Source organism: Deinococcus metalli (genome assembly GCF_014201805.1).
Lineage (GTDB): Bacteria > Deinococcota > Deinococci > Deinococcales > Deinococcaceae > Deinococcus > Deinococcus metalli.
The window spans coordinates 237756-253119 of record NZ_JACHFK010000001.1; the positions used below are offsets into that span (position 1 = coordinate 237756).

At 71.2% G+C, this 15364-nt stretch carries 15 protein-coding genes and 1 tRNA gene; 11 read left to right on the top strand and 5 right to left on the bottom strand.

The annotated features are described in order from the left end of the window. Nucleotides 1-158 precede the first annotated feature (158 nt). The 4 genes from HNQ07_RS01210 (at nt 159) to HNQ07_RS01225 (ending at nt 3201) form a co-directional block, all read left to right on the top strand. Nucleotides 159-1172: a CPBP family intramembrane glutamic endopeptidase gene (locus HNQ07_RS01210; RefSeq protein ID WP_184109045.1), complete on the top strand. Its 1014-nt coding sequence runs from the start codon at nt 159-161 to the stop codon at nt 1170-1172. 2 nt (nt 1173-1174) lie between these two features. Then, nucleotides 1175-1564 (top strand): YkvA family protein, encoded by a 390-nt coding sequence (locus HNQ07_RS01215; RefSeq protein ID WP_184109047.1) that lies wholly within the window; start codon nt 1175-1177, stop codon nt 1562-1564. Between the two features lie 11 nt (nt 1565-1575). Further along, on the top strand, nt 1576-2316 hold the full coding sequence (locus HNQ07_RS01220) for a hypothetical protein (RefSeq protein WP_184109049.1): 741 nt from the start codon (nt 1576-1578) through the stop codon (nt 2314-2316). A 219-nt stretch (nt 2317-2535) separates the two neighbouring features. Then, nucleotides 2536-3201 carry a Type 1 glutamine amidotransferase-like domain-containing protein gene (locus tag HNQ07_RS01225; RefSeq protein WP_184109052.1) on the top strand — a complete coding sequence of 222 codons (666 nt, stop codon included), beginning with the start codon at nt 2536-2538 and terminating at the stop codon, nt 3199-3201. 97 nt (nt 3202-3298) lie between these two features. On the opposite strand, the gene HNQ07_RS01230 is transcribed toward HNQ07_RS01225, so the two are convergent. After that, nucleotides 3299-3805 (bottom strand): DUF456 domain-containing protein, encoded by a 507-nt coding sequence (locus HNQ07_RS01230; protein ID WP_184109054.1) that lies wholly within the window; start codon nt 3803-3805, stop codon nt 3299-3301. A gap of 91 nt (nt 3806-3896) precedes the next feature. Then, nucleotides 3897-3973 (bottom strand) — tRNA-Met (locus HNQ07_RS01235). A gap of 227 nt (nt 3974-4200) precedes the next feature. Here HNQ07_RS01235 and fni point away from each other — a divergent pair. Continuing rightward, a complete protein-coding gene (gene fni / locus HNQ07_RS01240; protein WP_221274713.1) occupies nt 4201-5202 on the top strand; it encodes a type 2 isopentenyl-diphosphate Delta-isomerase in 1002 nt (333 codons plus the stop codon). Here fni and ruvA read toward each other — a convergent pair. Further along, nucleotides 5199-5798, bottom strand: a complete 600-nt coding sequence (ruvA, locus tag HNQ07_RS01245; RefSeq protein WP_184109058.1) for a Holliday junction branch migration protein RuvA — start codon at nt 5796-5798, stop codon at nt 5199-5201. The two genes, fni and ruvA, sit on opposite strands and share 4 nt — an antisense overlap. 68 nt (nt 5799-5866) lie before the next feature. Between ruvA and HNQ07_RS01250 the strand changes: the two genes are divergently transcribed. Further along, nucleotides 5867-6472: a GNAT family N-acetyltransferase gene (locus tag HNQ07_RS01250; protein WP_184109060.1), complete on the top strand. Its 606-nt coding sequence runs from the start codon at nt 5867-5869 to the stop codon at nt 6470-6472. A 90-nt stretch (nt 6473-6562) separates the two neighbouring features. Here the strand turns inward: HNQ07_RS01250 and HNQ07_RS01255 are convergent, their stop codons facing one another. Further along, entirely contained in the window at nt 6563-7771 is a 1209-nt protein-coding gene (locus HNQ07_RS01255) for an MFS transporter (protein WP_184109062.1), read from the bottom strand. 297 nt (nt 7772-8068) lie between these two features. On the opposite strand from HNQ07_RS01255, the gene metG reads away from it, so the two are divergent. The 5 genes from metG (at nt 8069) to HNQ07_RS01280 (ending at nt 14053) form a co-directional block, all read left to right on the top strand. Beyond that, the gene (metG, locus tag HNQ07_RS01260) at nt 8069-10063 is read left to right on the top strand and encodes a methionine--tRNA ligase (protein ID WP_184109064.1); all 1995 of its coding nucleotides are present in this window, start codon (nt 8069-8071) and stop codon (nt 10061-10063) included. A 44-nt stretch (nt 10064-10107) separates the two neighbouring features. Then, the gene (gene rapZ / locus HNQ07_RS01265) at nt 10108-10947 is read left to right on the top strand and encodes an RNase adapter RapZ (protein ID WP_184109066.1); all 840 of its coding nucleotides are present in this window, start codon (nt 10108-10110) and stop codon (nt 10945-10947) included. Next, entirely contained in the window at nt 10944-12290 is a 1347-nt protein-coding gene (locus HNQ07_RS01270; protein ID WP_308430865.1) for a gluconeogenesis factor YvcK family protein, read from the top strand. The genes rapZ and HNQ07_RS01270 overlap by 4 nt, the downstream gene beginning before the upstream one ends. A gap of 67 nt (nt 12291-12357) precedes the next feature. Then, nucleotides 12358-13656 (top strand): glutamate-5-semialdehyde dehydrogenase, encoded by a 1299-nt coding sequence (locus tag HNQ07_RS01275; RefSeq protein ID WP_184109068.1) that lies wholly within the window; start codon nt 12358-12360, stop codon nt 13654-13656. Between the two features lie 196 nt (nt 13657-13852). Next, the gene (locus tag HNQ07_RS01280; RefSeq protein WP_184109070.1) at nt 13853-14053 is read left to right on the top strand and encodes a hypothetical protein; all 201 of its coding nucleotides are present in this window, start codon (nt 13853-13855) and stop codon (nt 14051-14053) included. 50 nt (nt 14054-14103) lie between these two features. Here the strand turns inward: HNQ07_RS01280 and HNQ07_RS01285 are convergent, their stop codons facing one another. Next, the gene (locus tag HNQ07_RS01285) at nt 14104-15318 is read right to left on the bottom strand and encodes an acyltransferase family protein (protein WP_184109072.1); all 1215 of its coding nucleotides are present in this window, start codon (nt 15316-15318) and stop codon (nt 14104-14106) included. Nucleotides 15319-15364: the final 46 nt, after the last annotated feature.

The following is a 15364-nucleotide window of genomic DNA, read 5'->3' on the forward strand; positions in this document are numbered from 1 at the left end:
GACCTGAGGGAGAAGGAGAAAGTCCGGATTTCGGGAGATGGACGTGCATCCGGTCCTTTCCCAGAGGGACGGGAATCGGACGGAATCCGTATGATCGCCCCCGCGTCTGCCCCCACAGGCGGAGGCTGGGGCCGGGCCGCTTCGGGTAGGCTCTGGGCATGACCTGGCCGGACACTCCCTCCGTTCCCCCCGAGGTTCACCCCGGCGCGAACGTGCCGCACGGCGCGCCCGGCGTCCGGGCCGTGGACGGCAACCGCGCCGCTCTGACCCTGCTGATCGTGCAGAACGTGGTCGCCGCCCTGGGAGTGGGGCTGGACGTGCCCGCCGGCGGCAGAACGGTGCATGTGGGCCTGAACCTGCCGCTGGGGAGCGCGCTGCTGCTGTCCTTCGCGGTGCTGGCGGTGGTGGCCTTCACGGCCTTCCGCCCGGCCATGCGGGCGCTGATGCACGACACCCGCTGGCGCACCCCGCCGTCGTGGGGGCTGGCCCTGGCCGCGTTCGTGCTGGCCTTTCTCGTGTCTCGGGCCTTCGCGCTGGCGTACGTGAGCTTCTTCCCGGATTCGGTCAGTGCCGTGCCGCAGTTCCTCACGACCGGCCCCTCGCTGGTACCCATGCTGCTCGCGGCGGGCGTGCTGGTCCCGCTGGCCGAGGAGGTCGCCTTCCGCGGCCTGATGCTGCGCGGCCAGGAACGCGCTGCCGGGTTCACGGTCGCCGCGCTGGCGACCACGGCCGCGTTCGCCGTGGCGCACGGCGTGCCGGCCAGCGTGGCGGGGATCTTGCCGCTGGCATACGTGCTGGCGCGGCTGGTGCAGCACACCGGCAGCGTGTGGAACTCGGTGATCGTGCACGCGCTGAACAACACGCTCTCGGTCGGGCTGGGGTCGTTCCTGGCCGGCAAGAACCTGGGTGACGCCACCCAGGCGGGCGCGGTGCTGGGCAGCTCCTCGCTGAAAGTCCCGCTGGCGATCGGCTCGCTGCTGTTCGGGGTGGTCGTCCTCGTCGTGCTGCACCTGTGGCTCACGCCCCGCTCAGACCCCCAGGAACGCTCGGCGCCGGGCCCGTGGCTGAGCGGCGCGTACGTGGTGATCGTGCTGTTCGGCGTGGGCGCCATGCTCGCTACCTTCCCGGCCGTCACGCAGCTGTTCGGCTCGCTGCGCGGCGCGACGCCCTGACGGTGCTGGAGCGCCTGAAGGGCCTGGCGCGCACGCTGAAGGCCGACCTGCACGCCCTGGCGCTCGCCGCCCGCGATCCGCGCACGCCGTGGACGGCCCGCGTGGTGGCCGTGCTGGTGCTCGCGTACGCGCTGAGTCCCATCGACCTGATTCCAGATTTCGTGCCGGTGCTGGGCTACCTGGACGACCTGCTGCTGGTGCCGGCCGGACTGTGGCTGGCCCTGCGCCTGATCCCGCCCGACGTGCTGGCCGACGCGCGTGCCCACGCGGCCGCGCAGCCCGCCCGGCTGCCGAGCAGCGCCCTCGGGCTGGCCTTCATGCTGCTGGTGTACGCCGCCCTGATCGCCGTGCTGGTCTCATGGTGGCTGCGCCGCACCCACGCCGCCGGGTAGGATGACCCGGCATGCCCCGAACCCGCCGTGTTCGCCCACCCGACCCGCTGCCCCAGGTCAACGAGCCGCCCGCACCGCTGCCCACCGCCCTGCTGACCGGGCCGCGCGTCTTCGCGCGTGAGCTGGCGCCCACCACCCTGCGCGCGTGGCGCTACCTGGGCGTGGTGGTGCTCAGCTCCGTGCTGTCCGGCGTGGCGTACACGCTGGTGATCCGCCACGCCACGGTCTGGGCCGCGACGACGGCGGGGGCGACGGTGCCCGGCGCGTCCAGCGTCATCATCGACGTGCTGGGCGGCACCTTCCTGGGCCTGCTGACCGCCGTGCTGATGTGGGGCCTGGGCTTTGTCGGAGCGGGCCGGGCCGGCCGCGCGGCGGAGGTGTACGGCGCGAGCTTCGCGCTGCTGGTCCCGCTGTGGGTGCTGGTGATCGTGTGGGCGCTGCTGACCCCGGCCGCCGCGTGGCTGCCCAGTGCGGCGGCGGCCCGGGCGGCGGGCACGGAACTGGCCGATCTCCAGATCGCCGGTCTGCGCGCGGCGGCCGGAACCCAGGCCGGCGCGCTGCTGCTGCTGGTCACGCTGCTGGGCACGGCCGCGCAGTGCGTCCTGACCTTCCCGGCGTTTGCCACGCTGACCGGCAAGCCGGTGCGGGCGGCGCTGGGGAGCGTGCTGCCGCTGCTGCCCGCGCTGCTCGTGCAGTTCGTGGGCGTGGCCCCGCTGGCCGTCGCGGCGCTGTCCCGTCCGCCCGGCAGTTAGACGGGGTGCGTGGAAGGGGCACCGTGACCCTCCGGCCATCGGCGGGGTGACCTGCCTGTACCCCGGCTGAAGTCGCTGGGCAGGCACGGCGGATCACGTTCCTGCTATGTTCTGAGTGAAAGTAGCACACGCGTTACGTTCAGAGCCCATTGCGGCCCGGGACGGAACGAGGCGGGGGTGGCGCTGCACTGCGCCCGACCTCCGGCGAGGAGACGACCCATGAAACTGCTGCTCACGTCCGCAGGCATAAAGAACCCCAGCATCCACCGGGCCCTGGTCGATCTCCTGGGCAAGCCGGTCGCCGACGCCACCGCCCTGTGTATTCCCACGGCGGGGTACGGGCACCCGCACACGAACCCCACCCACGCGTGGCGGTTCATCAGCGGCCGGGAACGCGACACCCCCATGTGCGAACTGGGCTGGAAGTCCGTGGGCGTGCTGGAACTCACGGCGCTGCCCAGCATCGGCCGGGAGCGGTGGGTGCCGTGGGTCGAGCAGGCCGACGTCCTGCTGGTGAACGGCGGCGACGCCCTGTACCTGCACCACTGGATGCAGGAGTCCGGGCTGGCAGAACTCCTGCCGACGCTGCGCGACACGGTCTGGGTGGGCCTGAGTGCCGGGAGCATGGTGATGACCCCCCGGATCGGGCGGGAGTTCATGGGCTGGACGCCTCCCAGTGGCAGCGACGACACGCTCGGCGTGGTCGACTTCTCCATCTTCCCGCACCTGAACAACCCGGAGTTGCCGTCGAACACCCTGCCGGCCGCCGAGCGGTGGGCGGCCGCGCTGGGATCACCGGCCTACGCGGTCGACGACGAGACTGCCTTCAAGGTCACGGACGGGACGGTCGAGGTGATCTCCGAAGGGGAATGGCACCGGCTGTAGACCGGGAACCGGTTCGCCGCTCCTCGCTCGTGGCCTGGGGTCGGTGATTCTGCAAGACCGGGAGCGGGCTCCGGTCACGGGTGCTGGCTCACCGGCCCTACTTCAGGAGGCTGTGCGCGGGATCCCACAGCCGCCACAGTTCGTACACGCCGACCAGCGTGTGCAGCACGACCTTCGCGGCGATGCCCGCCAGCAGGCCGATCAGCGTGCCCCACGCCGAGCGCAGCGAGTCCTGCACGGACTTGCCCACCACCAGCAGTTCCGCCAGGAAGGCCCCGGCGAGCGGCCCCACGATCAGGCCGAAGGGAATCACCGGAAGCAGGCCCACGATGCCGCCGATCAGTGCGCCCCACATCGCCTGCCGGCTCCCCCCGTAGCGCCGCGCGCCCCACGCGGACGCGACATTGTCCACGCTCATGATCAGCACCGTGATCACCGCGAAGGTCAGCAGGAATGGAATGTCCGGCCACGCCTGGAAGCCGTCGAGCAGCGTGGCGGCCACGGTGCCCAGGAAGATGATCAGGGTGGCGGGCATGGCGGGCACGAAGGTGCCGATCATGCCGACGATCCACGCGAGCAGGAAGATCAGGAAGGGGAGGGTCATCTCGGCTTCCGGGTACGCGGCGCGGGGCAGGGGGGTTCCGCACCCCCCGCGTGACCCGGCATGAAAAAGCCCCACCAAGCGGTGGGGGAAGTGGTTGCAGGGACAGGATTTGAACCTGCGACCTCCGGGTTATGAGCCCGACGAGCTACCAGACTGCTCTACCCTGCGATACCGTGCCAAGCACGTTTTCTGTTACATTTCGCGTCCCAGAGGGGCTTTCCTCGGAAGCGCTCAGGAATAGTACCCCTCCATGCCAGAACTGTCAACTGTGCATCAGGTGCCGCTGCGCTTCAGGTGCGGCGGGCCCGACCGGGGGATCGCCCACCACCCCGCCCGCGCCGCGCCGGTACTCTGGGCGGGTGGACGACCAGCCCAGCGGCATCCAGGCCCGCAAGATGCACCACATCGAGGCGTGCTTGCAGCCGCAGAGCCAGTACCAGACAGTCACGACCGGCCTGGACCGCGTGCCGTGGCCGTACCGGGCGCTGCCCGACGTGAACCTGGACGAGGTGGAGCTGGCTACCACGTTCCTGGGCCGCCGGCTGGCCGCGCCCGTGCTGATCGGCGCGATGACCGGGGGCGCCGAGCGCGCGGGAACGATCAACCGCAACCTCGCCGTCGCCGCGCAGCGCCTCGGCCTCGGCATGATGCTCGGCTCGCAGCGCGTGATGCTCGAACGCCCGGAGGTCGCCGGCACCTTCCGCGTGCGGGACGTCGCGCCGGACGTCCTGCTGGTCGGGAACCTGGGCGCCGCGCAGTTCGGCCTGGGCTACGGCGTGCCCGAGGCCCTGCGTGCTGTGCGCGACGTCGGCGCCGACGCGCTGGCGATCCATGCCAATCCGCTCCAAGAGGCCATGCAGGCGGGCGGCGACACGCGCTGGCGGGGTCTGCTGGAGCGGCTGTCGGACGTGATCCCGGCGCTGCCGTTCCCCGCGCTGCTCAAGGAAGTCGGGCACGGCCTGGACGTGACCACCGCCCACGCGGCGGCCGGCGCGGGCTTTGCGGCGCTGGACGTGGCCGGGGCCGGCGGCACGAGCTGGGCGCGGGTGGAGCAGCTCGTGCGGCACGGCGGCGTGCGCTCGCCGGACCTGTGCGAGCTGGGCATCCCGACCGCGCAGGCACTGCGGGAGGTGCACGCGGCGCTGCCCGGCATGCCGCTGGTGGCGTCCGGCGGCATCCGCACCGGCCTGGACGCCGCCCGCGCCCTGGCGCTGGGCGCGCAGGTGGTCGCGGTGGCCCGGCCGCTGCTGGAACCGGCCCTGGACAGCGCGGACGCGGCCGAGGCGTGGCTGTCGGCCTTCCTGCGCGAGCTGGGGGTCGCGCTGTTCGTGGGCGGCCACGGCAGCGTGGACGACCTGCGCCCGGCCCTGGAGCGGCCCCTGAGCGTTTCGCGCTAGCGCAGGCGGCCCAGCGCCCGGCGGATCAGCGCGTCGGCGGACTGCGCGGGGTCGGAGGCCAGCAGTTCGGCCACCGCCGCCCGCACCTGCGCCTCCCGGAAGCCCAGGGCCAGCAGCGCGTCCACCGCGTCGCGCCCAGCGGTGGTGGCGACCGGCGCGGCGCGGCCCCCGCTGCCGGTGGCGGGCGCGGCCAGATGCTCCGGCACCTTGTTCTGGAGTTCCAGCACCAGCCGCTCGGCGGTCTTCTTGCCCACGCCGCTGACGCTGGACAGCAGCTTGACGTCGCCGGAGAGCAGGCCCTGCGCGAGCGCCGAGACCGGTATGGCCGACAGCAGCGCCAGCGCCAGCTTGGGGCCGACGCCGCTCACGCCGGTCAGCAGGTCGAACAGCCGCACGCTGTCGGCGTCCAGGAAGCCGAACAGCAGCTGCGCGTCCTCGCGCACGACGAAGCGGGTGTTCAGTTCGGCCGGCTGGCCCACCGCGAGTTTCGCCAGCGTGCCGGCCGGGCACTGCACCTCGTAGCCCACGCCGCCCGTGACGACCACGGCGCTCGCCTCGCGCACCTCACGCACCACGCCGGACAGGTAGGCAATCATTGCGCCGATTCTAGTGCCGCGCTGCTGCCCGTTCCGGAACGGAGGGCAGATTCCGCCATACTGCCCGCATGCCCACCATCCGCCCCGCCTGCGAGTCCGACCGGGACGCCCTGTACACCATCTGTCTGGAGACCGGCGACAGCGGCGAGGACGCCACCGGCCTGTACGCCGATCCCCTGATCCTGGGCCACGTGTACGCCGGCCCGTACCTGTCGCACGCCCCGGACTACGCCTTCGTGCTGGAAGACGAGCAGGGCGTGGGCGGCTACGTGATCGGTGCGCCGGACTCGCGCGCCTTCGAGGCCACGCTGGAACGCGAGTGGTGGCCGGCCCTGCGCGCCCAGTACCCGGATCCGGCCGGAATTCCCCGCGCCGAGCGCACGCCGGACCAGCGGATCATGGCGATCATCCACGACCGCACCCGCCGGATCGGGGATGTGGCCGACGCGTACCCCGCGCACCTGCACATCGACCTGCTGCCCCGCATGCAGGGCGGCGGCAATGGCCGGGCGCTGATGGAGCGGCTGTTCGCGGCGCTGCGGGACGCGGGCGTGCCCGGCGTGCACCTCGGCGTGGGCGAACGCAATGTCCGCGCGCAGGGCTTCTACCGTCACCTGGGTTTCCGGGAACTGGAACGCCAGGGCGGCGGCATCACCCTGGGCCTGACGCTCTGACGGCGGGCGCGGCGGTGCGCCGTGGCCGTCGTCCCGGCACTGAGCGTGGAGGTGAGGGGAACGTCCCCCCACATCCACGGTCGCCGGCGCCTAGACGGGCCGGATCGCCTGACGGGCGCTGAGCGCCAGCAGGGCGGCGGCCATCACCACAGCCGCGGCGGCGCCCCACACGAAGCCGTGCGCCTCGTGCCCGGCCGGCGACGCGAGCAGCAGCGGGCTGAGGAACTGGCCCATGAACACGGCGCTGCTCATGCCGGCCGTCACCCGGCCCCGCCACGCGGGCGGCGTCAGGTCGGCCAGCCACGTGTACAGGTTCGGGAACACCAGCCCGCCGCCCAGACCAGCCAGGATCAGGCCCACGACCACCGCCGGCAGGGCAGGCGCGGACGCCACGACGGCCCAGCCCCCGGCGACCAGCGCGAAGCCCAGCGCCGCGACGCGCCGGGGATCGAAGCGGCCCGCGGCCCGCGCATACGCCAGCGAGGTCACGGCGGACGTGAGCGCGAAGGTGCCGAGCAGCACCCCGATCATCGCGGGCGCCGCGCCCAGGGTGCGCAGCAGGAAGGGGCCCTGGGCGGGCATCAGGTAGAAGACGACCATGTAGCCCAGCGCCAGCGCGTACACCACCCCGACCGCTCCCCAGCGCGGCGCCGCGCTGCTCCCCTCGGCGGTCTCGACCTCGGCCGGGACGCCGCGCGGCAATCTCCACACCAGCGGCAGCAGCAGCGCGGCCAGCAGGTACAGCCCGAAGGGTGCTCGCCACGACTGCGCGGCGAGCACGCCTCCGATGGGGAACAGCAGCGCGCCGCCGAAGCTGGAGAACGCCGCCTGCTGGCTCAGGAAGCGTCCGCGCGCGGGGCCGCTGAACAGGTCGTTCACCAGCGCGCCGGCAGCCGTCATGGTGCCGGCCACCGCGAGGCCCAGCACCACGCGCCCGACCAGCACGCCGCCCAGCGTCATGGCGACCAGCCCGCTCGCGCCGCCCACGGCGTACAGCGCCAGCGACCACAGCAGCACCGGGCGCCGGCCGTGGCGGTCGGCCAGCGCGCCGCTCAGGGGGGCGCTGATGGCGATAACCAGGCCCACGATGGTCAGCGAGAGCTTGACCAGCAGCGCCGCGTGTGGCGTGCTGGCGAAGTGTGCCTGCATGGCGGGCAGCGCGGGGGCGATGGTCGCGCCGGACATGATGGTCAGCGCGGACAGCAGCAGGATGGTGGCCTGGGTCAGGCGGTCGGGCAGGGGAGCGGTCCGGGCAGAAACCGCCGGGTGATCCGCGAGGGCAGGGGCGCGCGACGTCATGCCGAGCAGGGTAGCTTTGAAAAATCAACCGGAACAGGCCATAAAGCACATGTGTTCCCCGACATCGTCCCGTACACTGGGACCATGACCCGCTCCCCGCACCCGTCCATGCGAATGCCCCGGCACGCCTGAGACTGACCGGTGGGCGGCGGGGCGCATCTCTGGCGGATGCGCTCCTTTCTTTGACCCCTCTCTGCGGTTCAGCGTGTCCCTGACGCCACCCGGCACCCAGTGCGTATCCTGTGGGGGTTGCCGGCGTGCCTCCCATCAGGGCAAGGGCCGGAAAGGACGGACTTCATGAGCGACCAGACCAGCGACTTTTTCATCACCACCGCGATCGACTACGCCAACGGCGCCCCGCACATCGGGCACGTGTACGAGAAGATCCTGGGCGACGCCATCGCCCGCTACCAGCGCCTCGCCGGCCGCGACGTCACGTTTGTGATGGGCACCGACGAGCACGGCGAGAAGATCAGCAAGGCCGCCGCGAAAGCCGGCGTGACGCCCCAGGAACTCGTGGACGACCTCTCGGAGCGCGCGTTCCAGGGGCTGTGGAAGCGGCTGGAGATCAGCCAGGACCACTTCATCCGCACCACCGAAGGGCGCCACAAGAAGTTCGTCCAGCAGATCCTCCAGCGTGTGTACGATAACGGCGACATCTACTTCGACGAGTACGAGGGCCTGTACTCGGTGGGTGCCGAGCGCTACGTGACGGAAAAGGAACTCGTCGAGGGGCCGGACGGCGTGTTCCGCTACCCCGGCGACAAGGACGCCCCGGAACGGCGGCGCGAGGCGAACTACTTCTTCCGCATGGGGAAGTACCAGGACTGGCTGCGGACCTACCTGCTGGACCACCCGGACCTGATCCAGCCCGCCGGCTACCGCAACGAGGTGCTGGAGATGCTGCGCGAGCCCATCGGCGACCTCAGCATCAGCCGGCCCAAGTCGCGCGTGCCGTGGGGCATCGAGCTGCCGTGGGACGCGGACCACGTGACGTACGTGTGGTTCGACGCGCTGCTGAGTTACCTCACGCCGCTGGTCAGCCAGGGCGCCGACCCGGCCACGGTCAGCGGCCGGGCGTGGCACGTGATCGGCAAGGACATCCTCAAGCCGCACGCGGTGTTCTGGCCCACCATGCTGCATGCCGCCGGGCTGCCGGTGTACTCCCGCCTGGTCGTGCACAGCCACATCCTCGCGGAGGACGGCCGCAAGATGGGCAAGTCGCTGGGCAACGCCATCGACCCGGAACAGCTCGTGCGCAGCCACCCGGTAGACGCGGTCCGCTACACCATCCTGCGCGAGGCGTCCCTGAGCGCCGACAGCCCCTACGGCGAGGGCATCCTGGTCGCGCGGCTGAACAGTGACCTCGCCAACGACCTCGGGAACCTGCTGTCGCGGACCGTCAGCATGATCCAGAAATACCGCGGCGGCGTGATTCCCGCTGCGCACGACTTCGCGGACCGCGAACGCGAGATCGAGGCCGCCGCGCTCGCGCTGCCCGGCCAGATCCTGGCGCTGGTGGACGACCTGAAGATCAACATGGCCCTGGAGGCCGCCATGAACTTCGTGCGCGACCTCAACCGCTACATCGCGGAGAGCGCGCCGTGGAACCTGGCCAAGAGCGAGGAGACGCAGCGCCGCCTGGATACCGTGCTGTACACCGCTGCCGAGGGCCTGCGGGTCGCGTCGGTGGCGCTGGAGGCCGTGATTCCGGTCAAGGCGCGCGAACTGCGCGCGCAACTCGGCCTGGGCGGCCAGACCTACGCCCTGCACGGCGCGTGGGGCCTCACGCCCGCCGGCACGAAGGTGCTGGGCGGCGCGATCCTCTTCCCCAAACCCGAGGCGACCGGCGAGGTGCCGGCGCCCGCCACGCCCGCCCCCCGCAAGGAGAGCCCCGCCGTGACCCCACCCGCCGCCACGCCGCCTGCTGCCCCGGTCGCCAGCGCCACGCCCGCAGACACCGGGCCCCTGATTTCCATCGACGAGTTCGCCCGCATTGACCTGCGCGTCGCGGAGGTCGTCGCCGCGGAGGCTGTCGCCAAGGCGGACAAGCTGCTGAAACTCACCGTGAAGCTCGGGGACGAGACGCGCACGGTGGTGAGCGGCATCCGGCAGTGGTTCGAGCCGGAGGCGCTGGTGGGCCGCAAGGTCATTCTGGTCGCCAACCTGAAGCCCGCCAAGCTGCGCGGCATCGAGTCGCAGGGCATGATCCTCGCCGCCGAGGACGACGCCGGGAACCTCGACCTGGTGGGCCTGACGCTCGATCTCCCCAGCGGCACCAAGGTCCGGTGAGCCCCCCTCCGGGCGGGAGCGGGCCGGGAGCGTACACTGGCGCCATGCCATTCGTGGTGGTGTCCGGCCTGTCGGGCAGCGGCAAGAGCACGGTGCTGCGCGCCCTGGAGGACGCCGGATTCTTCACCACGGACAACCTCCCGCCGGAGCTGTGGGGCACCCTGCACGACCTGGCGCGCGCGCGCGGCCTGCGGCGCATCGCCGTGACCACCGACGCCCGCACGCGCGAGTTCCTGAGCGCCCTGGAGGACAGCTACGCCCGGCTGTCGCGCCGCGAGGAAAACCTGCGCGTCCTGTACCTGGAGGCCGAGGCCGAGGTGCTGATCAAGCGCTTCAACTTCACGCGGCGCGAGCACCCGCTGGGCGACACGCTGCTGGTGGACGTCGCCCGCGAACGCGACCTGCTGGCGCCCCTGAGGGCTCTGGCCGACACCGTGATCGACACGACCACGCTGAGCGCGAAGGACCTCCAGGCACGGGTGCTCAGCCTGCTCAAGCTCGACCACGACTTCCGGCTGCGGCTGATGTCCTTCGGGTTCAAGCACGCCCCGCCGCGCGACGTGGACCTGGTGCTGGACGTCCGCACGCTCCCCAATCCCTACTACGACCCCGAGCTGCGCCCGAAGACGGGCCTGGACCCGGCGGTCGCCGCGTACGCCTTCGAGGGCGAGGAGTCCGAGGCCTTCTACGCCAGCCTGCGGGACTTCGTGCGCACCGCGGCCGAACGTGCCCGCGCGGCCGGACGCCACGGCTACAGCGTCGGGATCGGCTGCACCGGCGGGCAGCACCGCAGCGTGGCCGTCGCCGCCCGGCTGACACAGGATCTCGCCGACCTCAACCCACAGGTCACCGACCACCGTGACATGCGCGAGGACCTGACTTGAGCGACCCGCCGGCCAGCCGCGAGAGCGCCTTCCGAGTGGAAGCCCGCGCGCGCGGCGAGCACGTCCGGCGCCGCGCGCGCGTGTGGCTGGCCCCCGGTATCGGCGTCAAGCGCTGGCTGGCGCTGTTCATGATCTGCACCTTCGTGGGCGCGGTGGGCTTCTTGCATTTCACGTGGACCGGCCCGCTGCACTTCATCGCCACGAAGTGGATCCTGTGGCTCAATGCCCTGATCGCGCCGGAGGTGCTGCCGCTGTACGTGGCGGGCATCAGCGTCACGACGCTGGCGCTGCTGGGCGCCCTGTGGAGCATCTTCATGCTCAACCGCAGCATGTTGGGCGGCACCGGCACGCTGCCCGGGCAGGCGGTGGACATGATCCTGGAGCAGCGCAACCTGTCGCGCGGCCCGCGCCTGGTGGCGGTGGGCGGCGGCACCGGGCTGTCGAACCTGCTCAGCGGCCTGCGCAGCTACTCCAGCAACATCACGGCGGTCGTGGCCGTCTCGGACGACGGCGGGTCCAGCGGCCGGCTGCGCGAATCGCTGCAGATGATCGCGCCGGGCGACCTGACCGACTGCTACGCCGCCCTGAGCGACAGCCCGGTCATGGCCAGATTGCTGCTGCACCGTTTCCAGCGCGGCGACGGCATCTCCGGGCACACCTTCGGCAACCTGATGCTCGCTACGCTCTCCGAGGAACAGGGCGGGCTGGGCGAGGCCATGAAGGACATCCACGAGGTGCTGCGCATCCGCGGGCGCGTGTACCCGGCGTCCACCCACCCGACCACGCTGGTCGCCTCGCTCAGCGACGGCCGCGAGATCCGCGGCGAGAGTTCCTTCGCCGCGCAGGTGGGGAACGCCCGCATCACGCGCGTTCGCCTCGACCCGCCGGACCTGCCCGCGCTGCCCGACGTGCTGGACGCCGTCCGCGAGGCCGGGCAGATCGTGCTGGGGCCTGGCAGCCTGTTCACGTCGATCATCCCGGCGCTGCTGGTGCCGGAGATCGCGCATGCCATCCGGCAGTCCGCGGCGCCGCTGGTGTACGTCGCGAGCCTGATGACCGAACCTGGCGAGACCGACAACCTGACCCTGGAGGACCACGTGCAGGCCATCACCGCGCACCTGGGCCGCATGCCGGACCGCGTGCTGGTGAACAGCGAGAGCCCGCCAGACGACGTGATGCGCCGCTACGCCGACGCCGGCGCCCACCTGCTCGACCTGCACGGCGCCAGCCACGACCTGCGCAGCCGGGTCACGCAGCTGCCGCTGCTCCAGCCGGGTCAGGCCCGGCACAACCCGGAAGCGCTGGCCCGCGCGCTGATGGCCCTGCCGTCCCGCGCCACCTGAGCTCTACCGCGGCGCCTGCCTACGCTGGCGCACGGTGTGCCCGCGGGCACGCTGCTACCCTCTGGGCATGACGGCTGTGGACGACCGCCCCACCCATCCCCTCAGCGTCCGGACGCTGGGCGAGCGGGCCCGCGCCGCCGCCCGGGTGCTGCGCTCGCTGCCCACCGAGCGCAAGGCCGCCGCGCTGCGCGCCATCGCACAGACCCTGCATGACCGCCGCGCCGAGATCCTGACCGCCAACGCCCGCGACGTCGAGGCGGCGCTGGCCGGCGGCCTCCCGGAGGCGATGGTGGCCCGCCTGAACCTCGATGGCCGCTCCCTGGACGCCATTGCCTCCGACGTCCTGGCGGTCTCGCGCCTGCCGGACCCGGTGGGGGAGACCACGCCCGAGGTCGCGCAGCCCAGCGGCATCCGCGTGTCCACCCGCCGCGTGCCGCTGGGCGTGCTGGGCGTGATCTACGAGTCGCGCCCGAATGTCACCGTGGACGTCGCGGCCCTCGCCATCATGAGCGGCAACGCCGTGATCCTGCGCGGCGGCAAGGAGACCGTCCACTCCAACGCCGCGCTGGGCGACGCCGTCGCCGCTGCCTTGGCCGACCAGGGCCTGCCCCCGGAGGCCGTGCAGGTGATCCGCGACCCGGCCCGCGAACGCGTGCTGGAACTCCTGAAGCTCGACGATCTGGTCGACGCGATCATTCCGCGCGGCGGCGCGGGCCTGCACCGCTTCTGCGTCGAGAACGCCACGGTGCCCGTCATCGTCGGCGGCATCGGCGTGGTCCACCTGTATCTGGACCAGTCGTTCACCCGTGATTCGCAGGATGTGCAGACCGCCGCACGGATCATCCGCAACGCCAAGGTGCAGAAACCCAGCGCGTGCAACGCCCTGGACACCCTGCTGATCGACCGCGCAGCTTTGGGCGCGCTGCCCGAGATCGCCCGCGCCCTGATCGTGGACGGTGTGGGTCTGCGGGCGGACCTGGAGTCCCGCGCGGTGCTGGACGCGGCGGGCCTGACCGCGCAGCCCGCGCAGGACAGCGATTACGGCACGGAATTTCTCGCCCTGACCGCCAGCGTGAAGGTCGTGTCCGGGCTGGACGAGGCGCTGGATTTCATCGCCGCGCACGGCAACCACACCGACGTGATCCTGTCCCGTGACCCCGCGCAGATCGGGCGCTTCGTGCAGGACGTGGACTCCGCGGCCGTGGTCGTGAACGCCAGCCCGCGCTTCAACGACGGCGGTCAGCTGGGCCTGGGCGCCGAGGTGGCAATATCCACCCAGAAGCTCCATGCGCGCGGCCCCATGGCGCTGCGTGAACTGACCACCACCAAGTGGGTCGTGATGGGAGACGGACAGATCCGGGAATGACCATGGAGCGCACCTTCATGCGCTCCCCCGGCGGTGGCATCACCATATGGCATTCAGATGGAGCCGCGGCCCACGGGGACACCGAGGACCATCGAAACAGGTGACGTTTCTGTTACCTGACGACAGTCAGGCTGGCGCGATGCTGTGGCGCTGGCTATGGAACTCTGTCTAGGGGGGCCTCTTCACTGATCAGGTCTTGCGGTGCATCGCAGGCGATGTCGGTCTGGCGTTCCACGACGCCGCCGGCCGGCTGCTGGAAGAGCAGATCACGGCGCGACATTTCGAGATCGCGTGGACGGCCTCGTTCTCTTTCCTGGCGCCGATGAGGACCGACTCCTGGCGGCGGCGTTCGATCATCACGGACTTTAAAGGTTCCCACGCCGAACTGGAATTCTGATGTCTACGGATGTCTGGGTCAGCGCGGGTGCACTCGGCTGTCCATGGTGTTCAGCCGGCTTCAAGGCCAGGTCGCCGGGACGTCCAGGCCGCCACCCGGTGGCCGAGGCGGATCGAGGGCTGCTCCACCGCCCAGTACACCAGGGTGGCCACGGGCACGGTCAGCGCCAGGCCGATCACGGGCAGGAGCGCCACCGGCAGCCGGCCGTGGAGCAGGTGCAGGGTGGCCAGCATCGTCACCGGATGGGTGAGGTACAGGCTGTACGAGATGCGGCCGAGAAAGGGTGCGGGCTGCACTGCCAGCAGCCGGCCCACGCGATCTGAAGCGAGGGCGAAGACGAGCAGCAGGGTCGCGCCGGGCAAGGCGAGCCACTCCAGGATCATCGGCGTGTCCAGGCCCCACAGTGTCTGGGGCAAACTACTGACGAAGTAGCTGACGACCGCGGCCACGGCCAATACCACGCGCTCAGTCCGTCCGCGCGCCGCGTACCAGCGCTGGACGTCACGCAGATGGAGCGCGAGCAGCGTGCCCACGGTGAAGGGCAGCAGGTAGTGCAGGGTGAGCAGGCTGGTGGCCACGTTCGGGTGCCGTGCAATGGTCAGGTGGTACAGGGGCGTGACGGCCACGCTGAGGAGGCCGGCGGCCACCACGCTCCGTCGCCACCCCAGCTTCAGCACGGCGGCGAGCAGCAGCGGGAACAGAAGCGAGATTCTCATCTCGTGTACCAGGGACCAGATCGCGTAATCGAATTGATCGGTGTTGAAGGGTCCGACGAATCCGACGTGGTTCAGGAGCACGCCCAGCGAGATGGGCAGGTGCCAGAACTGATTGATCCAGAGACCGAACTCCGGCAGCCGACCGTGGTACAGCTCGACATTGAGCGCAGCAGCGATCAGGATCACCGTGATGTAGGGCAGATACAGGCGGGTCACGCGGCGCCACACGTACGGCCCGTACGGCATGCCGCCGCCCCGGGTCAGCATCAGTGTGAGCACGAAGCCGCTCAGGATGAAGAACACGAGGACGGCCTGATGACCGCCGATCAAGACGTTGAGTGGGGTCACACGCAGGAGGTGCACCCATCCGGCTGCACGGTCGAACGGGGTGCCAGCTTCAAAGAGAAGGGCGAAATGCCACAGCACGACGCTGAATGCCGCCAGGCCACGCACGGCATCAAGCTGAGGAAAGCGTTGCGGAGTCGGGCGTTCGCCGACGGAAGTGGTGGTCGGGCGCGTGCCTGCCCTCGCGAAAAGTCCTTGGCCCATGGCGTGACGGTAGATGAGGTTGTCGCCTCATACTTCCTCACCTCCG

Bases quoted from the DNA above. Each gene is read 5' to 3' on its own strand.
- metG (WP_184109064.1), top strand. From the start codon at position 8,069: ATGAGCGACCAGACCAGCGACTTTTTCATCACCACCGCGATCGACTAC.
- rapZ (WP_184109066.1), top strand. From the start codon at position 10,108: ATGCCATTCGTGGTGGTGTCCGGCCTGTCGGGCAGCGGCAAGAGCACG.
- HNQ07_RS01250 (WP_184109060.1), top strand. From the start codon at position 5,867: ATGCCCACCATCCGCCCCGCCTGCGAGTCCGACCGGGACGCCCTGTAC.
- HNQ07_RS01255 (WP_184109062.1), bottom strand. From the start codon at position 7,771: ATGACGTCGCGCGCCCCTGCCCTCGCGGATCACCCGGCGGTTTCTGCC.
- HNQ07_RS01220 (WP_184109049.1), top strand. From the start codon at position 1,576: ATGCCCCGAACCCGCCGTGTTCGCCCACCCGACCCGCTGCCCCAGGTC.
- HNQ07_RS01275 (WP_184109068.1), top strand. From the start codon at position 12,358: ATGACGGCTGTGGACGACCGCCCCACCCATCCCCTCAGCGTCCGGACG.
- HNQ07_RS01285 (WP_184109072.1), bottom strand. From the start codon at position 15,318: ATGGGCCAAGGACTTTTCGCGAGGGCAGGCACGCGCCCGACCACCACT.
- HNQ07_RS01230 (WP_184109054.1), bottom strand. From the start codon at position 3,805: ATGACCCTCCCCTTCCTGATCTTCCTGCTCGCGTGGATCGTCGGCATG.
- fni (WP_221274713.1), top strand. From the start codon at position 4,201: ATGCACCACATCGAGGCGTGCTTGCAGCCGCAGAGCCAGTACCAGACA.
- HNQ07_RS01225 (WP_184109052.1), top strand. From the start codon at position 2,536: ATGAAACTGCTGCTCACGTCCGCAGGCATAAAGAACCCCAGCATCCAC.
- ruvA (WP_184109058.1), bottom strand. From the start codon at position 5,798: ATGATTGCCTACCTGTCCGGCGTGGTGCGTGAGGTGCGCGAGGCGAGC.
- HNQ07_RS01210 (WP_184109045.1), top strand. From the start codon at position 159: ATGACCTGGCCGGACACTCCCTCCGTTCCCCCCGAGGTTCACCCCGGC.